Here is a 20,680-nt window from a genome sequence, read left to right as displayed (position 1 = left end):
GCGCCCAACCCATTCCTGACTTCATCCGGTCCTCTGCAAATTGCCCCAGGTACTGGCCGCGCGTTTAGTCAGCGTACGTTGCCGCGCTGGATCAGATTGACGATGCCCAGCAGCACGACCGCGCCGATGAAGGCGATGATCAGTCCGGTTATCGAGAACCGCTGAACCGTACCGCCCATACCGAAGAAGCCGGCGATGAAATTGCCGATCACCGAACCCACGCAGCCGACGACGATGTTCCAGATGATGCCCATCGAAGCGTCACGGTTCATGACAAGGCTGGCAAGCCAGCCGGCAACGCCGCCCACGATCAACGCGATAATCCAGCCCATGCCTACCTCCTGACATCATCCGGCCGACCAAGACCACCCCGGGCGCACCGAAAGTCCTGAAATACGAAAGAACATCGAACTGAGAGAGTATATGCGGCGGGCAGACTGCGCTTTGAACTTGCAATCGTCAATCGATACTGCGCATTTTTACCTGCCCACCCTCCAACTTGTCTGGGGCGCTACAACCGATTGATCGCATTTCAATTCCGCGGACGGCGCTGGGTCCGTCCCCGCCGCTCTGCCTTGCGGGCGAACGCGGCCTTATCTTGCCTTCCTCGCAGTCCGATGCCAGAAAATTCATGCGATTAGGCCTGACTGACAGGCGTTCGGCTACCGCTTCCGCCCCCGGGGAGGTTCGATGCAGACTGACACGCTTCGCGACTGGCATTCCCTCGATACCGGCGACGTGCTCGCCGCGCTGGACACCGGCACGGATGGCCTGAGCGAGGCGGAGGCCGCCAGCCGCCTTGCCACCTTCGGCGCCAATTCGCTGCCCCCTTCGCGCGGGCGAAATCCGGTGCTGCGCTTCCTTTCGCAGTTCAACAATGCGCTGATCTATTTTCTGCTGGCCGCCGCGATAGCAGCCTTGCTGTTGCAGCACGCGGTAGATGCGCTGGTGATCGTGGCCGTGGTGGTGGTCAACGCGGCCGTCGGCTTCGTTCAGGAGGGCCGCGCCGAAAAGGCGCTCAGCGGCATGGAAAGCCTGATCTCCGACAATGCCCATGTGGTGCGCGAAGGCATCCGCGAAAACGTGGACGCGGCAACGCTGGTGCCCGGCGATCTGGTCATGCTCGATGCGGGGGACCGCGTGCCGGCGGACCTCCGCCTGATCCGCGTGCGCGGGCTGGCTGTGGAGGAAGCGGCGCTGACCGGCGAATCCGTGGCTGCCGAAAAAAGCGAAGCCCCCGTCGAGGCCGCAGCCCCGCTCGCCGATCGTACGGCGATGGCCTATTCAGGCACTCTGGTCGCGCGGGGGCAGGCAACAGGGGCGGTGGTCGCCACTGGATCGCGCACGGAAATCGGGCGTATCAGCAGCCTGCTGCGGGCGGTGCCCGAACTGGTCACGCCGCTGCTGCACCAGATCGACCGGTTCGGCAACCGGCTGACACTGGCGATCCTTCTGGCCAGCATCGCCCTGTTCGCCTTCGCCGTGCAGATCCGCGAATTCGATTGGGTGGATGCGCTGATCGCGGTCGTCGCACTGGCTGTCGGCGCGATTCCGGAAGGCTTGCCGGCGGTCATCACCATCACGCTGGCCATCGGCGTGCAGCGCATGGCGGCCCGCAAGGCGGTGATCCGCAAGCTGCCCGCCGTGGAGACGCTGGGCGCCACTTCGGTGATCTGTACCGACAAGACCGGCACGCTGACCCGCAACGAGATGATGGTGACGCGTATCTTCGCGGGACGGCACGAACTGAGGGTGGAGGGCAGCGGCTATCTTCCCGAAGGCGCTATCTCCTCACCCGATGGAAATGCCGATGTCGCCGCCGACATCGTGCAATGCGGCGCGCTTTGCAACGATGCGCACTTGCGGCTCGTCGATGGCAGCTGGACTGTCACCGGCGATCCCATGGAAGGCGCGCTGATCGCGCTCGCCCGCAAGGCGGGGATCGACGATGACGGACTGCGCCGCGAATGGCGCCGGATCGACGAGATTCCCTTTGATGCCAGCTATCGGCTAATGGCCACGCTGTGCCGGGACGGCGCCGGGCGCACTTGCGCCTTCGTGAAAGGCGCGCCGGAAGCGGTGCTGGCATTGGGCGGCAGCGCGCAGGAAGCCGAGGCGTGGGACATTGCCATCACCCGCGCGGCCAATGAGGGGGAGCGGGTTCTGGGCTTCGCCATGCGCGAATTGCCCGAAGGCACCGAGCGGCTGGACTTCCCGCTGCTGCAGGAGGCGAGGATGCTGGGCCTGATGGGCTTCATCGATCCCCCGCGTGAGGAAGCGCGGCTGGCCATCGCGGAATGCCGCAGCGCCGGCATCGCGGTGAAGATGATCACCGGCGACCATGTGGGAACCGCGCTGGCCATCGCGCGCCAACTCGAACTGGCGGACGATCCGCAGGCCCTGACCGGCGCGCAAGTGGAGAGCATGAGCGACGAGGACCTGGCGGACGCCGTACCCCACATCGCCGTCTTCGCCCGCGCCAGCCCCGAACACAAGCTGCGCATCGTCCGCGCCCAGCAATCGCGCGGCGCTATCGTCGCCATGACCGGAGACGGCGTGAACGATGCGCCTTCGCTGAAGCAGGCCGACGTGGGCACCGCCATGGGCCTCACCGGCACGCAGGCCGCGCGGGAAGCGGCGGAGATGGTGCTGCTGGACGACAACTTCGCCTCCATCGTCGCCGCCGTGCGCGAAGGGCGCACCGTCTATGACAACATTCGCAAGGTGATCGCCTGGACCCTGCCCACCAACGGCGGCGTCGCCATCGCGGTGGTGCTGGGCATTCTGGCCGGCTTCACCCTGCCGATGACGGCCACGCAGATCCTGTGGATCAATCTGGTCACCACCGTGACGCTGGGGCTGGTGCTAGCTTTCGAACCGGCCGAGCCGGGGATCATGGAGCGCCCGCCCCGCAGCCGCGACGCATCGCTGCTTTCCAGCTTCCTGCTCTGGCGCGTGCTGGTGGTATCGACCGTCTTCGCCGCTGCCGTGCTTTGCGTGTTCTTCGGCGCACAGCGGCTGGGCGATTCCGTCCAGACCGCCCGGACCACGGTGGTGAACATGCTGGTGATCGCCCAGATCGCCTACCTGTTCAACGTGCGCTACATGCACATGCGCTCGCTCTCGCTGGAAGGCATCCACGGAACGCGCGTGGTGCTGATCGCCATCGCTTGCGCCGTGCTTGCACAACTGGCCTTCACGTACGCACCGCCGATGCAGGAGATATTCGATACCACGCCGGTCTCGATCCGCGACGGCGCGGCCCTGATTGCCATGGGCGTCGCGCTGTTCTTCCTGCTGGAGGGCGAGAAGGCGCTGATGCGCAAGCTCGGCTGGTTCGAGGAATTGAATTAGGCGATTAGATTCATAAATCGACGTGTGCCGGGAATTGGGCGGTTCATCGATTGTCCGCTCGACGCTGGACGAAACCGATTGCACCGCGTCCTTCCACATAGTGAACCATGCCGGCTTCGACTGTTTCGATCATAACACCTGACGATAAAGTGCCGCCACCAAGCAGTTCGGTGGCCGGCATGTCCCAAGTTTCGTAGCCTTCAAAAAATGCGCGATTATCAAAATCGCAGACAACCACGCCATTCATCCCGTCGACGACGACTTTATCACCAACCTCGATCTGCTCGCCCGTCGCGTATCGCATCTGTTGCCCTTCGACGCATTTATCCAGATATCGGGTAATGCAGCTATGGTTGCATGTTTATGAGACTACAGCCGAGCCTCAATCCGGCAGGCGCACCATCAGCGTGTCCGGCCCGATCCACGAGAGCAGCGAGGATGCCCGGCTGCCTCCGGTGACCCGGCGCAAGCCGCCGCCGCCCTGCGTGCCCAGTACGACAAGATCGGCATCCCAATCGTCTATCGCCTGCCCCACCGCGCTTTCCGGCTCGCCGCTGGCGAGTGTGCTTTCGATGCGGCCCGGCGCCACTTCGGCGAATTCGGAAGCGGCCAGAAATTCCGCCATGGCGCCCTCGGCCCGTGCCAGCGTTTCCTCGCGCACATGATCGGCCACGCCCCAGCCTTCGAAACCGACATGGAAGACGTGCACCACGCGGATCGCGGCCTCGGGAAACAGCCGCGCCGCCGCCACGATCGCGGCTTTCGAGGCGGGCGAGAAGTCGGTCGGCACCAGAATGCGGCGATAGAGCTGGCGCGGACGCTGCTTGACCACCAGTACCGGCACTTCGGCATGGCGGATCAGGTAATCGACGGCGGTGCCCAGAAAATAGTCCGAAATCTGGTTGAACCGCGCCACTCCGGCAACGATCAGCGCCGCGCCGCGATCTTTGGCGACAGCGGCGATCGTGCCCGGCGGCGAGCCTTCGGGGATCAGCACTTCGGCCCCTTCGCTGCCTTCCGGCAATGTCTCGCGCACGCGGTTCTTGAGTGCCAGTTCGGGCATGCCATCGTGCCCTTCGGCCTTGCGGACGTGGATGACCTCCACCGCCATGCCCAGATCGCGGCCCAGTTCGAAAGCGCGATCCACAGCACGGTCGCTGCGGGCGCTCAGATCTGTGGCGACCAGTATCGAGGATTTCATCGCACCAATTCTCCCGCCGAAACAGCCTACCCGCCGACTGCGTTATAACCGCTGTCCACGTAGATGGTCTGCCCGGTGACGAACCGGGCCTTGGGGCCGAGCAGGAAGGCCGCCATGTGGCCGATCTGCTCAATCGTCACCAACTGGTGCAGCGGCGCCTTGTCCGAGGCAAGTCGGATCAGTTCGTCCAGATGCGACAGGCCGGAGGCGGCGCGGGTGCGCACCGGACCCGTAGAAACCGCATTCACACGGATGTCCTGAGCCCCCAATTCCTCCGCCAGATAGCGCACGCTTGATTCCAGCGCAGCCTTGACCGGCCCCATCAGCCCGTAACCCGGCACGACTTTTTCGGAGCCGTAGAAGCTCATCGTCAGGATCGAGCCGCCCTCCCGCATCAGCGGCTCCGCATGGCGCGCAAGGCGGATCAGCGAGTGGCAGGACACGTCCATGGCCATGCAGAAGCCTTCCACCGAACTGTCCACCACGCGGCCGTGCAGGTCCTCCTTGGGCGCGAAAGCGATAGAGTGGAGCAGGAAGTCCAGCCCGCCCCAGCGCTGCGCGATGTCCGCGAAGAGCGCGGCGGTCTGCTCCGGGTCGGTAACGTCGAGCGGGAGGAAGATCGGTGCCTCCAGTTCCTGCGCCAGCGGCTCTACGAAGCGGCGCGCCTTCTCGTTCTGGTAGGTGATCGCCAGTTCGGCCCCGGCCGCGCGCAACGCCTCTGCGCAGCCCCATGCCAGCGACTGGTCGTTCGCCATGCCCACGATCAGTCCGCGCATATACCGCCTCCTTCGCTAGGCCTATTCGTGACGAAGCGCATCGATGGGGTTGAGGCTCGCCGCGCGGCGGGCCGGGAAATAGCCGAAGATCACGCCGATCGCCGCCGAAACCAGGAAAGCGCCGATGTTGACGCCGGGATCGAATATCCACGGCACGCTCATCAATGGCACCGCCACCGCCACCACCAGTTGCGCCAGCACCAGCCCGATCAGCCCGCCAAGGCAGGACAGTACGATGGCTTCTACAAGGAATTGCAGCAACACCTCGCTCGCCACCGCGCCGATGGCGAGGCGGATGCCGATCTCGCGCGTGCGCTCCGTCACTGAGACGAGCATGATGTTCATGATGCCGATCCCGCCCACCACCAGGCTGATCGCCGCCACCGCCGCAACGATGCTGGTCAGCATCGAGGTGGTTTGCGTCAGCGTGTCGGAAATCTGCTTGGTATCGAAGATGTTGAAATCGTCTTCCTTGCCGGCCGTGATCCGGCGGCGTTCGCGCAGCAGGTTGGTCAGCGTGGACTGCACCTGCTCGCTGGAATAATCGTCGTCCACGCCGACCAGGATGGTGCGGATCGTGGTCGTGCCCAGAAAACGCCGCTGCACCGTCTTCAGCGGCATGATCACGGTATCGTCCTGATCGCCGCCGAAACCGGCCTGACCCTTGGTGCTGAGCAGCGCGATGACATCGCAGCTGACGTCGCCCATGCGGAACCGCTTGCCCACCGGATCGGCATTGCCGAACAGGTTCTTCGACACGGTGGAACCGATGATGCAGACGGCCTTGCCGGCGGTTTCCTCATCCTCCGAGAACAGGCGTCCTTCCTTGAGCGGCCAGGGCTGGATCTTGAAGTAGTCCGACGTAGTGCCGTTGATCGTGGTGGACCAGTTCGCGCCCTCGTAAATGGCCGTTGCGCTGGAGGATACCGATGGCGCCACCGCGGTCACCCCGCCCACCTGCTGGCGGATGGCGATAATGTCGGAAAGTTCGAAATCGCGCGGCGTGGCCCCGCCGCCGCCGCGGCCGAAGCCCTGCCCGGGGCGTACCTGCAGGATATTGGTGCCCAGCGCCGCGATCTGCTGTGTCACGGCAGCCGTCGTCGCCTTGCCCAGCGTCACCATCGAGACCACGGCCGCCACGCCGATGACGATGCCCAGCATCGTCAGCAACGAACGCAGCACGTGACGGCGGATTGAACGCAGGGCGAGAAGGAAGATCGTGCCCAGCATCAGCCCGTCACTCCGCTCTCGGCCCCGTTTGCCGCGGCATTGCCCTGATCGATCCGGTCGATCAGCCCGTCCTTGAAGTGGACGATCCGCCGCGCATACTCGGCCATGTCCGGCTCGTGCGTCACCATCAGGACGGTGATCGCGGAATCGCGGTTGAGCTTGGTGAGGAACTCCATGATCTCCACCGAGCGCTGGCTGTCCAGGTTGCCGGTCGGCTCGTCCGCCAGCAGCACCTCGGGATTGGTGACGATGGCACGCGCAATCGCCACGCGCTGCTGCTGTCCGCCCGAAAGCTCGCCCGGCGTGTGGCCTGCCCAATCGGCAAGGCCAACTCGGTCCAGCGCTTCCAGCGCCATGCGGCGGCGGTCGTGCTTGGCATCGCCGCGATAGAGCAGCGGCAGTTCCACGTTCTCCAGCGCGGACGTGCGCGCCAGCAGGTTGAAGCCCTGAAACACGAAGCCCAGATGCTTGCGCCGCAGCAATGCGCGCTGATCGCGATCCAGCGTTTCCACATGGTGGCCGTGGAACAGATATTGCCCGCCGCTGGCGACATCCAGACAGCCGAGGATGTTCATCATCGTCGACTTGCCGGAGCCGGAAGGCCCCATGATGGCCACGAAATCGCCGCCCGCAATGTCCAGATCCACGCCCTTCAGCGCGCGGAACGCGGTCTCTCCGGTGCCGAACACCTTGGTGATCCCGCGCAGGGAGATGATCGGCCCGATTTCGGCCATCGTTCCGGCCTCAGCTTCCGGCCGAGGCGAGCTGGCCGGTGATGACCTGCATTCCCGGCTTCAGGTCGCCGCCGGTCACTTCGGTCTGCTGGCCATTGGTCGATCCGGTCACGATCTCGATCGCCTGCGGCTTGCCATCCGCGCCCAGCACGTAGATCGTGCGGCGCGATCCGCGTTCCAGCGTCGCGCTCTTGGTCGTCGCCTGACCGCCGCGCCGGGGCGGACGGAACCCGATCGCGGACGTAACGCCGCCTCCGGACTTCTTGGCCGTGCCGCCGGAATCAGGCGCATAGGACAGCGCCGCGTTGGGGATCAGCAACACATCACTCTTGTCCGAAGTCACGATCTCCGCCGTCGCGGTCATGCCGGGACGCAGACGCAAGTCCTCGTTGGCGACCGAAAGGTCGGCCGCGTAGGACACCACTTGTCCGCTGGTGCTGGTCGTCGTCGATGAACTGGAAGACGTCGCCGAAGACACCGTCTGGTTCGAACCGATCTCCACGCGGGTGATCTTCGCCGGGAAGGTCTGGCCGGGGAAGGCATCGACCGTGAAGTTCGCGCCCTGCCCTTCCCGCACCGTGCCCACGTCCGCCTCGTCGATGGCGACTTCCAGCTTCATCTTGCTGAGATCCTCGGCAATCACGAAGAGCGTCGGCGTGTTGAACGAAGATGCGACGGTCTGGCCGGGATCGACCTCACGCGCGAGCACCACGCCGGACACGGGCGAGACGATCAGCGCGCGGGAACGCTGGGTCTGGCTCTGCGCGAGGGTGGCGCGGGCGGCCTCGACATTGGCCTCCGCCGTCTTCACCGCCGCCTGCGCACGCTGCACGTCGGCGCGGCCGGTCTGCAGTTCGGTCTTCGACGGAACCTTGCCGCCCGAAAGCCGCGCCACTTCCTCAAGCCGGGCCAATTGCGCCTGCGATTCCGCCAGCGTCGCCTTTGCCTGCGCAACTTGCGCCTGATTGGCGTTCATCTGCGCGGTGTACTGGCGGATCTGGTCCTCGATCTGCTCGGGATCGATTTCGGCCAGAACCTGCCCTTTCTCCACCCGGTCGTTCACATCGACCAGCACTTTGACCACAAGGCCCGAAAGCTGGGAGCCCACCGTCACCTGATTGGTCGGCGCCAGCTTGCCCGTGGCGGAAACCGTGGTGACAAGTTTGCCCTTTTCCGCCTTGGTGGTGGCATAGCTGGCCTTCTCACCGCCGCCGAAGCATTGCGAGATCACCAGCGTCAGCACGATCACCAGCGCCAGCGCGGCCCAGGCAACCCATTTGCGCTGCCAGATCGGGCGCTTGTCCGCGCCGAGGAATTCGTCGAGGGTCTGGTCGGCCATGCTCAGTTCGTTCCCTCTGGCTTTTTGGCAAGCGCGGTATAGTCGGCAGTCGGATCCCAGCCGCCGCCCAGCGCGTTGTAGAGCGAGATCACGGCGGTCGCCCGGTCGGCATGGGCCTGAACCAGCCCGTTGCGCGCGGAAACCAGCGCCGCTTCCTGCGTATTCAGCGTCGTAAAGTCGGTAAGGCCGGATCGGTACTGCATCCGCGCCAGCAGCGCGGAGTTGTTCGACGCGTCCAGCGCTTCGGCGAATTGCGTCTCCCGCGCTTCGGCGGACTGGAGCGCGACGACGGCGTTCTCCACATCCTCAAGAGCGGTCAGCACGGAGGATTTGTAGGCCGCGAACGCCCCGTCAGCCGCCGCGCGGCTGGACCGGACTTGTGCGTTGAGACGCCCGGCGTTGAAGATCGCCTGACTGATCCCGCCGAACAGGCCGCCGGTGATCGTTTCGAACAAGCCGCCGACGCTGGCGGCATTGGTGTCGATCGAGGCCGAGATGTTGAACTGCGGGTAGAGCTGCGCCTTGGCGACGCCGATCTGCGCGGTGGTGGCGGCAAGGTTCCGCTCTGCCGAGCGCACATCGGGCCGCTGGCGCAAGACATTGGCGGGAATGCCCGCGCTGAGATCGCGCGGGCCTTCGGGGATCGGCTGCGGTGCCTCAAGCAGCGAGCGCAGCGCGCCGGGCGCCTGCCCGGTCAAGACGCCGATCCGCGCGACGGCGGCGGCATATTGCTGCTCGTACTGCGGGATCGTCGCCGCCGTCTGCGCGCGGCTGGCGCGGGCCTGCTGCTCATCGAGCGAAGAGACGAGGCCCGCCATCACGCGCCAGCGCGCGATCTGCAGGTTCTCGTCCTGAATGGACAGGCTGGCGCGCGCATTGTCCAGCTGGGCCTGATAGCCGCGCACCAGAATGTAGTTGCGCGCCACTTCGCTCTCCACCGAGAGCAACGTGGTGGCGTAATCGAAGCCGGAACCTTCGAACTGCGCCTTGCTGGCTTCAACCTGCCGGCGATTGCCGCCGAAAATGTCGAGCTGGTAACTGGCGTCCGCCCCCATGGAGAAGCTGGTGCTGCCGCCGCTGCCCGCCACGACCACGGTGCCGTCCGGCTGCGTCAGCGTCGTACCGCCACCTTTCAGCGGCTCCGTCCGGTTGATGCTGCCCGATGCGGAGACGGAGGGGAACAGCGCCGCGCGGCTGATCACCAGCGATTCACGCGCCTGCCGCAATCGGGCCAACGCCTGCACCAGATCGAGATTGGACGCCGCCGCCTGATCGACAAGCTGGGTCAGCACCGGATCGTCGAACGTCTGCCACCAGCGCGTCAGGTCCGCCGTTGCCGGGGCAGCGGTGACCGACCATTGATCGGGCACGCCCAGTTCGGCCGCGCTCTTGGGGGCATAGTTCGGCCCCACCGTACATCCGGCGAGAAAACAGAAGGCCAGCGGAAGCGGAAGGCTTCGGACGATTGCGGCTCGCAAGTTCGCGGGACTCCATCAGTCCTTTGGGGGAGGCGCGAAGATGTCCCTGTTTTACCTTTCAGGTCAAGGCGAAAGGCCGGGAATAATTGTTGCAACGTGTATCAGTTGCCCCAACGAAAAAATGGCCGGCGCATCGCTGCGCCGGCCATTCGCGATCATCGCTAAAGAACGCTCAGAGCGTGCTCATGTCGATCACGAAGCGGTAATGCACGTCGGACTTTTCCATGCGTTCGTAGGCATGGTTGATCTCGTCCATGCGGATCATCTCCACTTCCGGCAGGATGTTCTTTTCCGCACAGAAATCGAGCATCTCCTGCGTCTCGGCAACGCCGCCGATCAGCGAACCGGCGATGCGGCGGCGACCGAAGACCAGCGGCGTGGTGATCGGCTCATCCACCGGGCCGATCTGGCCGACCAGCACCAGGCTGCCGTCCACGTCCAGCAGCGGCAGGTAGGGGTTCAGGTCGTGCTTCACCGGCACCGTATCGATGATGAAGTCGAAGCTGCTGGCAGCCGCCTTCATCGCCTCTTCATCGCTGGAGATCAGCACGCGTGCGGCGCCGAGTTCCAAAGCGTCCTTCTCCTTGCCGGGCGAGCGGCTGAACACGGTAACGTCCGCGCCCATGGCTGCGGCCAGCTTCACCGCCATGTGGCCAAGCCCGCCAAGGCCGATCACGCCGACGCGGCTGCCTTCGCCCACATTCCATTCGCGCAGCGGCGAATAGGTGGTGATGCCGGCGCAGAGCAGCGGCGCGGCCTTGGCCACGTCCAGCCCCTTGGGCATGGTCAGCACGAATTCCTCACGCACGACGATATCGCGCGAGTAACCGCCCTGGGTGATGTCGCCGGTCACCTTGTCGCGGCCGTTGTAGGTGCCCACCCAGCCGTTGCGGCAGTAGTTTTCGTGATCGCGCTCGCACTGGTCGCAGTGGCCGCAGCTGTCCACCAGGCAACCGATGGCGACGGTATCGCCTACCGCGTGGCGGCTGACTTCGGGGCCGACGGCGGTAACGCGGCCGACGATCTCATGGCCGGGAACGATCGGATAGACGCTGCCGCCCCAATCGTTGCGGGCGGTATGCAGGTCCGAATGGCAGACGCCGCAGTAGAGGATTTCGATGGCGACATCGTTCGCGCGCAGGTCGCGGCGATCGAATTCGTAGGGGGCAAGCGGAGTCTCGGGAGACTGGGCGGCATAGCCGATTGTCTTCATGGAATTTCCTTGGAGGGAGATAACGCGGGGGAGAGAAGTGCCGCAATGCAGCATTGTCTTTATAGGGTCGCGCAGGCCAAACGAAAACGGGAGGAAATCTCAATGCAATCATGATAGGGCTTCATGAATGCAACGCGAACACATGGCCGACCTGATCGCCTTCATCGCCGTGGCCGACGAAGGCAGCTTCACGCGCGCCGCCGCGAAACTGGGCACTTCGCAGTCTGCGCTGAGCCACACGATCCGCCGGCTGGAGGCGCGCCTTGGCGTGCGCCTTCTGGCCCGCACCACGCGCAGCGTCGCACCTACCGAGGCGGGCGAACGCCTGCTGGCCAGCCTGCGCCCCGCGTTCCAGGAAATCGACCAGAGCCTGACCACGATCAGCGAATTGCGTGAGCGGCCTGCCGGCACGATCCGGCTGACCACCACCGAGCATGCAGCGCACGAGCTGCTCTGGCCTTCGCTCAAACCCTTTCTGGAGCGCTATCCCGAGATTAACGTGGAAGTCAGCGTCGATTCCGGACTGGCGGATATCGTTGCCGACCGGTTCGACGCCGGCATCCGCCTTGGCGAGTCCGTCGCGCGGGACATGATCGCCGTGTGCATCGGGCCGGAGATGCGACTGGTGCCCTATGCCGCGCCCGAATATATCGCCCAGCGCGGGATGCCGGAAACCCCGCACGACCTTTCCGGTCATCAGTGCATCAACCTGCGTTTCCGCACACGCGGCAATCTCTACGCCTGGGAGTTCGAACGGGACGGCCGCGCGCTTAACGTGCGGGTGGATGGGCAACTGACCTTCAATTCGATGCCGATGATCATGAAGGCCGCGCTGGACGGTGTAGGCATCGCCTTCATGATGGAATCCTATGCCCGGCCCTATGTGGACGCCGGGCAACTGGTGCCGATGCTGGAAGACTGGTGCCAGCCCTTCCCCGGCTATCACCTCTACTATCCCAGCCGCCGCCAATCCTCCGCAGCGTTCCGCCTGCTGGTGGACGCGCTGCGCTATCGCGGCGGCTGAGAAAGCGGGGCGGATCAGCGGCCGACGGTGGCCATCAGTGCGGGCGGATAGCGATCGCCTTCGACGACGATGGCATCGGCGGCGATCTGAAGCTCTGCCAGTTCATCCGCCGAAAGCTCCACATCGGCAGCACCGACGTTCTCTTCCATCCGGTGCAGTTTGGTGGTGCCGGGGATCGGCACGATCCAGGGCCTCTGCGAAAGCAGCCATGCCAGCGCGATCTGCGCCGGCGTGGCGCCTTTGGCTTCGCCCACTTGCTTCAGCAGGTCCACCAGCGCCTGGTTCTTCGCCATCGCTTCGGGCGTGAAGCGCGGCAGGCGGGAACGGAAATCGCCTTCGGCCAGTTCGGTGGAGGCATTCATCGCCCCGGTCAGGAAGCCCTTGCCCAGCGGCGAATAAGGGACGAGGCCGATACCCAGTTCCTCGCACGTAGCGAGGATACCGTTGGTTTCCGGCCCGCGCGTCCACATCGAATATTCGTTCTGCAGCATCGCCACCGGCTGCACCGCATGGGCGCGGCGCACCGTTTCGGCGCCCGGTTCGGACATGCCGAACCAGCGTACTTTGCCAGCATCGATCAGGTCCTTCACGGTTCCCGCCACATCTTCGATCGGCACGTCGGGATCGACACGGTGCTGGTAGAACACGTCGATCACATCGATGCCCAGCCGCTTGAGCGAGGCATCGGCAACCGCGCGGATCTGCTCCGGCCGGCTGTTCAGCCCCTGCATCCCGCCGTCGACGATGTTGAAGCCGAACTTGGTGGCGATCACCACCCGGTCGCGCAGCGGGCGCAACGCCTCGCCCACCATTTCCTCGTTGGTGTAGGGGCCGTAGACTTCGGCAGTGTCGAAGAAGGTGACGCCGCGATCGACGGCGGCGCGGATCAGCGCCACGCCGTCTTCCTTGCGAACCTTGGTCCCGTATCCGAAATCCAGCCCCATACAGCCGAAGCCGATAGCCGAGACTTCCGGCCCGATGCTGCCGAGTTTGCGCGTCTTCATGCGAAATCCTTTCACGTGATGCGCCCGGGGCAAGCCCCGGGAACGCCGCAAATCTAAGCGCTATGGCTCATGGCGATAAGTCGGGACAATCGGCAAGCAGCCATGAGCGCCGCTCATCAATGATACATGCCGTCAGGACGCGGTGCGCAGAACCTCGCCCGCGAATTCGCGCAGCACGCCGGCCAGTGCCTCCAGTTGCAGCGGCTTGGTGAGGTGCGCCTGCATCCCGGCGGCCAGTGCGGCCACGGTATCCTCCGGAAAGGCATTCGCCGAAAGGCCCACGATCGGCAGCTCGTCCGCGCCGATGCCTGCCTCCCGCAAGGCGCGCGCCGCTTCGTGCCCGCCCATGCGCGGCATCTGGATGTCCATGAAGACCAGCGCATAGGGATCGTCCTCCCCACGCGCGGCCATGATCCGGGCGACCGCCTCCTCGCCGTCCTCGGCAAAATCGTGGGGGACGCCCAACCGGTCCAGCATGGCGGCCGCGACCATGCGGTTGACCTGATTGTCCTCCGCCACCAGCACGCGTCCGGCCAGTTCCAGTTCCTCGCCCTCCGCCTCTTCCGTGCCGGATTCGCCGAAGCCCATCCGCAGCGGCAGGCGCAGGGCGAAAGTAGCGCCCTCCCCCGAAACAGATTCCACCGTTACCGCGCCGCCCATCAAAGCCGCCAGCCGCGCGCAGATCGCAAGGCCCAGGCCGGTACCGCCGAAGCGCTCGTGGATAGTGGAATCGGCCTGCGTGAAACCGTCGAAGATGCGCTGCTGCCGGTCGGACGCGATGCCGATGCCGGTATCGCTGACCGCCATCAGCAGTCGCCGCGCGCCGCTTTCCCGCTCCACCCGCACCGCCAGCGTGACCGTGCCGGCTTCGGTGAATTTCAGCGCATTGCTCAGCAGATTGTCCAGAATCTGGCGCAGGCGCAGCTTGTCCCCCCGGATCCATTGCGGCACCGCCGGATCCAGCGTGAGTTGCAGCGCGATGCCCTTGTCCGCAGCCGTCTGGCGGAACAGCTCGACAGATCCGGCCAGCAGATCGCGAACATCGAAATTGCGCTCCACCAGTTCCAGACGGCCGGCATCAATCTTCGACAGGTCCAGGATGTCGTTCAGCAGGCTCATCATGTTGCGCCCGGAATCCAGGATCACTTCCACCTGCCGGTGCTGCTCCACCGGCAGTTCCGCGCGGTGAAGCAGTTCGGCGAAGCCCAGCACCGCGTTCATCGGCGTGCGGATGTCATGGCTCATATTGGCCAGAAACGCCGTCTTCGCATCGGCGGCAGCGCGCGCCTCGTCCCGGGTGCGCAGCAATTCGTTGCGCAGCACGGATTCCTCGGTCCGATCCGCCAGCACGCCGAACAGCCCGGCGGGACGGCCCATATCGTCCGGTTCGACATGCGCCACCACTTCCACATGGCGCAGCGACCCGTCGGCGCGGTGCATGCGGGCGGCGAAGCGGCACGGGGTGCCATGCTCACGCGCGGCAGCGATCGCACCGGCAACGATCGGGCGATCCTCCTCCACATAATAGCCCAGAACCTCCTGAGCCGAAGGAGTCTCGCCCGGTTCCACCCCGTGGATGCGGAACAATTCTTCCGACCACAGCAGCTTGTTCGATGCGAAATCCAGCCGCCAATGACCGACATGGAATGTCGCTTCCGCAAGCATCAGCAGGCGATTGCTTTCGTTGAGGTTTTCCACCGCCAACCGGCGCTGCTCGGAAACCCGGGCGACTTCGCCGGTGGCACGGTCCACCTCGCGCGAGATCGTCCCCTCGCGGCGGACGAAGTGGCCCAGCAGCAAGCCGAGCAGCACTGTGACCAAACCGCCGCCCAGCAGCACGCTGAGCGGCTCGTTCGAAAGTGTACGATCCTCGAACGGCGGCAGGCTGGTCCAGCGCAGAGTCCAATGCCGCCCGGCGACATCGACATTGGCCAGCCGCACGAACTGCGGATCGCCGTCTATGGCCTCCGCACCGGCTGAGTAGAGCAGGTGCGCGGGATCGGCGCGATCGCCGTCGAACACTTCCAGCGCAAAGTCCTGCCCCTGCCGCGACGTGAGCCCGGCGAAGATTTCGTTCACCCCGATCGGCGCATAGACCCAGCGGAAGCCATTCTTTTCCCCATCATGACCATGGGCGGATCGGCCGAGCGGCTGGATCAACAGGAATCCGGACGAGGGCGGACGGTTCTGCAGCAGCGACACCGGCGCCGTCATCGTCAGTTCGCCGGTACGGCGCGCCTGTTCCAGCCCCTCCCGCCGGTGTTTCTCGAAACCGAGATCGAGACCATAGATCCTGCGGTTCGGCTCCAGCGGCGCTACCAGAGTCACCATGAAATGTTCGGAACGGGCACTCCCCGGCGGAACCGTGGGCAGCGGCATAGTGTCCCGCACGGCGTTGGCGGCCAATCGCGGTAGATCTTCCGGCCATACCGCCTCTATCGTGCCGATGCCGCGCATGCCCGGCAGATGCCGCCTGATGCCGGTAGCCGCAACGTAGTTGGCCCAGCGCCGCTCATCCATCTCCGGATTGACGGTGAGCACGCCTGCCGCGCCGTCCAGTGCCTGTGCATAGATTTCGAAACGGCGATCCAGCGCCCGCTCCGTTTCGTTGGTCAGTGCGAAGAAGCTGGCGTGGGTGCGGGCGAACTGCTGTTCCGCACTGTGCTTCCACAGCGTGAAAGTCATGCCGATGGACAACGCCAGACAGATCGCCACGATCGCGGTCACCCCGCGCATGGGCCGCCCTCGCCAGCGCAGCGGCACGGGCGATCGGGCCGAGAACAGCAGCATGGGCAGCACGACGAAAATGCCCAGGACGTCACCCAGATACCACGTCCACCAGTTGCGCAGCGCCAGCGCCGTATCGATCTGCCCTTCCAGCGACACCGCGGTGACGCCCGTGCTCGCCGCGATCACGCAGGGTATGAAGACGACAAGGGCCAGAAACGCCGCCGTACGCCGGATGGCGGTCAGTTCCACACCCGCCATGAAGCAGCGCCGCAGCAGCGTGGCGCCGAGCCCGGCCTGAAAACTGGCGCCAAGCCCCACGATCGCCGCCGTGCTGATGGAGAGCGCGGGCGAGATATGCGCGAATTCGCCGCCCCCCGTGCCGCTTGCCAGCTGATGCCAGAGGTTGATGGCCATCGAACCGAGCCAGACGCCCGGCCAGCAGCGCCGGCCCCAGGCCAGCAGTCCAGCCAGCGCGATCCCCGAAGCCGGCCAGACCAGCGTCGCGTAACCGGGCGGAATCGCCAGATCGAGCCCGATGGCGCCGCCCAGCGCATAGGCCGCGGCCAGCGCCGCGATCCGCGCGAGCGTGACGCTCGGCGAGGCACCCGAGCCGGCCCTATACGAACCACCGGACGCCCTGCTGCGCGAAAGAAACCGAGCCATGCCCGTCATGACCGATCCGTACCGCGATTTCGGGTCGCGCCTTCCCGGTTGCAGAGCGGTTTTCCCCGGCTATCATCGCCGTGCCGGTCGACAGTGCCGAACTGAATGACATGGTGTCGCAAAATGGAACGATCTGGCGCGCGAATGCAGCCGCCGGACATGTCGCGCTGGAGTTCGATCATGTTGGAGACCGCCGAAGCGCCGCTTATCGACGAAGCGGAATTGGCCCAATCGCTCGATATGCTGGGCGACGAACGGCTGGTGCCGATCTTCCATGCCTTCGCGGCAACGGTGATGGACGAGGCTTGGGCGATTGCCGCAGCGGTCGCATCGCGGGAGCCGGAACGGGCGCGACGGCTGGCCCATGGCCTGAAGGGCGCGGCGTTCAACCTTTCCGCCATCCGCCTTGCCCGCGCGGCGGAGACGCTGGAAAAGATGGACATGCCGGAAAGCGGCCTGCCCGCCGATGCGCCGTCACTCGCACTGCTGGTGGCCACGGCACGCGAGACGGGCGACTGGATCGCCCGCCGCTTTCCAGAATAACCGCTGCCGCCTGAAGACGAGCCTTCAGGCCGCCTCGTCAGCCCCCTGACGCAAGGTTAGCAGCGCCTGCGAACGGTTGTGCACGCCCAGCGCGCGATAGATCGCCGAAAGGTGCGACTTGATCGTCGGTTCGGTAAGGCCAAGGCTGTAGGCGATCAGCTTGTTCGATTTGCCCTGCGCCAGTTCCGCCATCACGCGAAGCTGCGCCGGAGAGAGGCGACCCGTCAGGCTTTCCGCCTGCTCTTCGCGCGCCGGGAACCAGGTTCCGCCTTCCAGGATGACGGCGATGGCCGATTTCATCTCCGCCAGCGGTGCGGTCTTGTTCAGGAAGCCCCGCGCACCCAGCATCGCCGCCTTGGCCGGCAGGTTGGAGGCCGCGTTTCCGCTGACCACCAACACCGGCAGGCGCGGCGCGACGGCCTGCACTGCCGCAAGGTTGGCAAGGCCCTGACAGTCCTTGAGCGCCAGATCCAGCAGCAGCGCGTCGAAGCTTTCCGTCGCCAGCAAATCCTGAATTTCGCCAAGCGTTTCCGCCGTGCGAACCTGGATGGAACTGTCAACTGCGTGAACAGCCGCGGTTAACGCCGAAACGCAAATCGGGTGGTCGTCGGCAATGATCAGATGTCGAATCAAGTAGGCCCCCCTAGTATTCGCTTCTCGCGCAACTGCCCCGTAGACCGCGAGAATCTGCCCCCAAATCGTGCTTTACATCCGAAAGTATGTTCGATCCAGTAACGATTGCATACCTTGGTATGACGGCCAGCGAATGGAAAGGTTTCGCTAACCAGACCGGTTCACCTCGATAGGCATGACCTACGCGCAAACCCGTATTGTATCCAGCCTTGCCGTCCTTGCAGCGGCACTTGCCGCGCAGCAGGCGCATGCAGCAAATGTTGCGGCAGGAACGCTGATCCAGAACACCGCTTCGGCCAGCTTTACCACCGGCACCGCCACCCGCACGGTGGATTCGAACACGGTGACCGTTAAGGTTGACGAACTGCTGGACGTGACGCTGGTGTCGAAGGACAGCGCGCCGGTGTCGATCTCATCGGGCAGCGCGGTGCTGACCTATCAGCTGACCAATACCGGCAACGGGCCCGAGGCATTCAACCTTACCGCCAACCCCACGGTTTCCGGCAACCAGTTCACCGCGACGGTCAGCTCGATCGCCTACGACAGCAACAGCAATGGCGTTTACGATGCCGGGGTGGATACCGTGCTGCCGTCCGGCACCGCGACGCCTTCGGTCGATCAGGACAAGTCGCTCACGCTCTTCGTCATCGTCACCGGCCCTTCGGCCATGGCCGATGCCCAGACCAGCAAAGTGAACCTTGCCGCCAGCGCCGTTACCGGCAGCGGCACGCCGGGCACCACTTACGCCGGCAAGGGCCAGGGCGGCGGCGATGCGGTGGTCGGCGCTTCCGGTGCCGGCGCCAATGCCAATGGATCGCTGGTCGCCAGCGTCGCCACGGTCGGCCTCGTCAAGTCAGCCATCATCGCCGATCCCTTCGGCGGCACCCAACCGGTTCCGGGCTCCACAGTGACATACAAGCTGGTCGCCACCATCGGCGGCAGCGGTTCGATCACCGACCTGCGCCTGACCGACGTGATCCCCACCGGCACCACCTACACCGCCGGCACCCTGAAGCTGGACACCGCCACCCTCAGCGACGCCGCCGATGCGGACGCGGGCAAGGCCTCTGCCAGCGGCATCGACGTGCTGGTCGGCACTGCCGCCGCCGGCAGCACGCATACCGTCACTTTCAACGTCACTATCCAATAAGGGTCGCCAAAGCGATGAACCGCACCATTCTCGCATCCGTCGCCGCTCTCTCGCTCGGGTTCTCGCTGGCCGGCACTGCTTCGGCGGCCGAGCCGGTCTCGCTGAAGGGTGACGTTCAGGTCGAAAAGGCCGTAACCGAAAACGGCGCGACGAAGACCGTGCTCGCCCCGCCGACCACGGTCGTCCCCGGTGACAAGCTGTTGTTCACCACGCGCTACAGCAACGACGGCGACAAACCGGTCGACAACTTCGTCGTCACCAATCCGCTGCCCGCCCCCGTCCGCCTTGCCGCCGAAGACAGCGGTTTCGAGGTGTCGGTGGATGGCGGCAAGTCCTTCGGAAAGCTCGCACAATTGACCGTCGCCGACCCAGCGGGAACACGCCGCGCGGCGCAGCTTGAAGACGTTACGCATATCCGCTGGACGCTGGCGCACCTCGCGCCCCGCGCCGCCGGCGCGCTGGAGTATCACGCCGTGGTCCGCTGACCCGGCAGATTTCCGCCACGGGCTGCGGGCGGGGGTAGGCGCGGCCCATCATACTTGAAGGAACTTCGTTCATGACACGCACCAGCACGCTGCTGGGTGCGGTGAGCTCGCTTGCGCTCGTCGCGCTCGGCTCCAGCCCCGCCTTCGCCACGGGGACCACGGCCGGCTCCACCATCCAGAACACCGTGACGGTCGGCTATCAGGTCGGCGGCGTCGCGCAGACGTCCAAGACTGCGTCGGACACGTTCACGGTCGACCGCAAGGTCAACGTTACCGTCACCGAAGTCGGCAGTTCGGCCACGGTCGTCTCGCCGGGTCAGGTCCAGGCGGTTTCGACTTTCAAGGTCACCAACCTGTCGAACGACACACTCGATTTCGCACTGACTGCTGCGCAGCAATCGGGCGGCAGCGCGGCCTGGGGCGGCACGGACAATTTCGACGGTTCGAACCTCAAGATCTACGTCGACAATGGCGACGGCGTGTTCACTGCAGCCGATACGCAGGTCACCTATCTGGACGAACTGGCGACCGATGGCGCCAAGACGATCTTCGTGGTGATGGACATCCCCGCAACGCAAGTGACCGGCGACATCGCCACCGTCGTGCTCACCGCCACGGCGCGCGCGGGCGGCACCGCGAACTCGATGGGCGCGGCGCTCACCACCAGCACAACCAACACCAGCGGCGTCGACACCGTTCTGGCGGACGCGGCGGGCGCGACCGATGCGGCCAATGACGGTGCCTTCTCTGCCAAGGACGATTACAAGGTCAGTGCCGCCGCGCTTACCGTGCTGAAGACCAGCCGCGTGGTCAGCGATCCGGTCAGCGGCAGCACCAATCCCAAGGCCATTCCCGGCGCGACGATCGAGTATTGCATCTCCGTCGCCAATGCGAGCGGCAGCGCCACGGCCACCAATATTGCGGTGAACGATCCGCTGCCCACGAACGTGACCTACGTCACCAGCTCGATCAAGCTGAACGGCACCGTCACCGGCAGCACCTGCAATGCGGACGGCACGGCGGGCGGCACGTTCGCGAGCAATACCGTCACCGGCACGCTTTCGGATATCGCGGCGGGCGTCACCCGCACGCTGGTCTTCCAGGCCACGATCAACTGACGGCA

At 65.2% G+C, this 20,680-nt stretch carries 18 protein-coding genes; 6 read left to right on the top strand and 12 right to left on the bottom strand.

Annotated elements, in window-relative coordinates:
* Positions 1 to 68: 68 nt before the first annotated feature.
* Positions 69 to 332 (bottom strand): GlsB/YeaQ/YmgE family stress response membrane protein, encoded by a 264-nt coding sequence (locus ACZ1JV_RS17005; RefSeq protein WP_465138284.1) that lies wholly within the window; start codon positions 330 to 332, stop codon positions 69 to 71.
* Positions 333 to 690: 358 nt separating this feature from the next.
* On the opposite strand from ACZ1JV_RS17005, the gene ACZ1JV_RS17000 reads away from it, so the two are divergent.
* A complete protein-coding gene (locus tag ACZ1JV_RS17000; RefSeq protein ID WP_465152488.1) occupies positions 691 to 3,354 on the top strand; it encodes an HAD-IC family P-type ATPase in 2,664 nt (887 codons plus the stop codon).
* Positions 3,355 to 3,397: 43 nt separating this feature from the next.
* Here the strand turns inward: ACZ1JV_RS17000 and ACZ1JV_RS16995 are convergent, their stop codons facing one another.
* The 8 genes from ACZ1JV_RS16995 to ACZ1JV_RS16960 form a co-directional block, all read right to left on the bottom strand.
* Positions 3,398 to 3,658, bottom strand: a complete 261-nt coding sequence (locus ACZ1JV_RS16995; protein ID WP_465152487.1) for a hypothetical protein — start codon at positions 3,656 to 3,658, stop codon at positions 3,398 to 3,400.
* A 78-nt stretch (positions 3,659 to 3,736) separates the two neighbouring features.
* Positions 3,737 to 4,555 (bottom strand): universal stress protein, encoded by an 819-nt coding sequence (locus ACZ1JV_RS16990; RefSeq protein ID WP_465152486.1) that lies wholly within the window; start codon positions 4,553 to 4,555, stop codon positions 3,737 to 3,739.
* A gap of 26 nt (positions 4,556 to 4,581) precedes the next feature.
* Positions 4,582 to 5,331, bottom strand: coding sequence for an enoyl-ACP reductase FabI (fabI, locus tag ACZ1JV_RS16985; protein ID WP_465152485.1), 750 nt, complete (start codon positions 5,329 to 5,331; stop codon positions 4,582 to 4,584).
* Between the two features lie 21 nt (positions 5,332 to 5,352).
* On the bottom strand, positions 5,353 to 6,561 hold the full coding sequence (locus ACZ1JV_RS16980; RefSeq protein WP_465138280.1) for an ABC transporter permease: 1,209 nt from the start codon (positions 6,559 to 6,561) through the stop codon (positions 5,353 to 5,355).
* Positions 6,561 to 7,295, bottom strand: a complete 735-nt coding sequence (locus ACZ1JV_RS16975; RefSeq protein WP_465152484.1) for an ABC transporter ATP-binding protein — start codon at positions 7,293 to 7,295, stop codon at positions 6,561 to 6,563. Before ACZ1JV_RS16975 ends, ACZ1JV_RS16980 begins: the two co-directional genes overlap by 1 nt.
* Before the next feature lie 10 nt (positions 7,296 to 7,305).
* Positions 7,306 to 8,634: an efflux RND transporter periplasmic adaptor subunit gene (locus ACZ1JV_RS16970; protein ID WP_465152483.1), complete on the bottom strand. Its 1,329-nt coding sequence runs from the start codon at positions 8,632 to 8,634 to the stop codon at positions 7,306 to 7,308.
* A gap of 2 nt (positions 8,635 to 8,636) precedes the next feature.
* Positions 8,637 to 10,112, bottom strand: a complete 1,476-nt coding sequence (locus tag ACZ1JV_RS16965) for an efflux transporter outer membrane subunit (protein ID WP_465152482.1) — start codon at positions 10,110 to 10,112, stop codon at positions 8,637 to 8,639.
* A 172-nt stretch (positions 10,113 to 10,284) separates the two neighbouring features.
* The gene (locus ACZ1JV_RS16960) at positions 10,285 to 11,325 is read right to left on the bottom strand and encodes an NAD(P)-dependent alcohol dehydrogenase (RefSeq protein ID WP_465152481.1); all 1,041 of its coding nucleotides are present in this window, start codon (positions 11,323 to 11,325) and stop codon (positions 10,285 to 10,287) included.
* A gap of 127 nt (positions 11,326 to 11,452) precedes the next feature.
* On the opposite strand from ACZ1JV_RS16960, the gene ACZ1JV_RS16955 reads away from it, so the two are divergent.
* On the top strand, positions 11,453 to 12,349 hold the full coding sequence (locus ACZ1JV_RS16955; RefSeq protein ID WP_465152480.1) for a LysR family transcriptional regulator: 897 nt from the start codon (positions 11,453 to 11,455) through the stop codon (positions 12,347 to 12,349).
* 14 nt (positions 12,350 to 12,363) lie between these two features.
* Here ACZ1JV_RS16955 and ACZ1JV_RS16950 read toward each other — a convergent pair whose 3' ends face one another.
* Together ACZ1JV_RS16950 and ACZ1JV_RS16945 are read right to left on the bottom strand one after the other, a co-directional pair.
* Positions 12,364 to 13,353 carry an aldo/keto reductase gene (locus ACZ1JV_RS16950; RefSeq protein WP_465152479.1) on the bottom strand — a complete coding sequence of 330 codons (990 nt, stop codon included), beginning with the start codon at positions 13,351 to 13,353 and terminating at the stop codon, positions 12,364 to 12,366.
* A 132-nt stretch (positions 13,354 to 13,485) separates the two neighbouring features.
* Positions 13,486 to 16,755 carry a CHASE domain-containing protein gene (locus ACZ1JV_RS16945; RefSeq protein ID WP_465152478.1) on the bottom strand — a complete coding sequence of 1,090 codons (3,270 nt, stop codon included), beginning with the start codon at positions 16,753 to 16,755 and terminating at the stop codon, positions 13,486 to 13,488.
* Positions 16,756 to 16,926: 171 nt separating this feature from the next.
* On the opposite strand from ACZ1JV_RS16945, the gene ACZ1JV_RS16940 reads away from it, so the two are divergent.
* Positions 16,927 to 17,289, top strand: a complete 363-nt coding sequence (locus ACZ1JV_RS16940; protein WP_465152477.1) for an Hpt domain-containing protein — start codon at positions 16,927 to 16,929, stop codon at positions 17,287 to 17,289.
* Between the two features lie 24 nt (positions 17,290 to 17,313).
* Here the strand turns inward: ACZ1JV_RS16940 and ACZ1JV_RS16935 are convergent, their stop codons facing one another.
* Positions 17,314 to 17,922 carry a helix-turn-helix transcriptional regulator gene (locus tag ACZ1JV_RS16935; RefSeq protein WP_465138271.1) on the bottom strand — a complete coding sequence of 203 codons (609 nt, stop codon included), beginning with the start codon at positions 17,920 to 17,922 and terminating at the stop codon, positions 17,314 to 17,316.
* A gap of 175 nt (positions 17,923 to 18,097) precedes the next feature.
* Between ACZ1JV_RS16935 and ACZ1JV_RS16930 the strand changes: the two genes are divergently transcribed.
* From ACZ1JV_RS16930 to ACZ1JV_RS16920, 3 genes are all read left to right on the top strand, one after another.
* Positions 18,098 to 19,072, top strand: a complete 975-nt coding sequence (locus tag ACZ1JV_RS16930; RefSeq protein ID WP_465152476.1) for a hypothetical protein — start codon at positions 18,098 to 18,100, stop codon at positions 19,070 to 19,072.
* 14 nt (positions 19,073 to 19,086) lie between these two features.
* Positions 19,087 to 19,557 (top strand): hypothetical protein, encoded by a 471-nt coding sequence (locus tag ACZ1JV_RS16925; RefSeq protein WP_465152475.1) that lies wholly within the window; start codon positions 19,087 to 19,089, stop codon positions 19,555 to 19,557.
* Between the two features lie 71 nt (positions 19,558 to 19,628).
* Complete coding sequence (locus ACZ1JV_RS16920; RefSeq protein WP_465152474.1) at positions 19,629 to 20,675, top strand: hypothetical protein; 1,047 nt, start codon at positions 19,629 to 19,631, stop codon at positions 20,673 to 20,675.
* Positions 20,676 to 20,680: the final 5 nt, after the last annotated feature.

The sequence above is a fragment of the Novosphingobium sp. BL-S-19 genome, from assembly GCF_055521675.1.
Note: the sequence above shows the minus strand (reverse complement) of the source record. Positions and strands in the feature narration are given on the sequence as shown.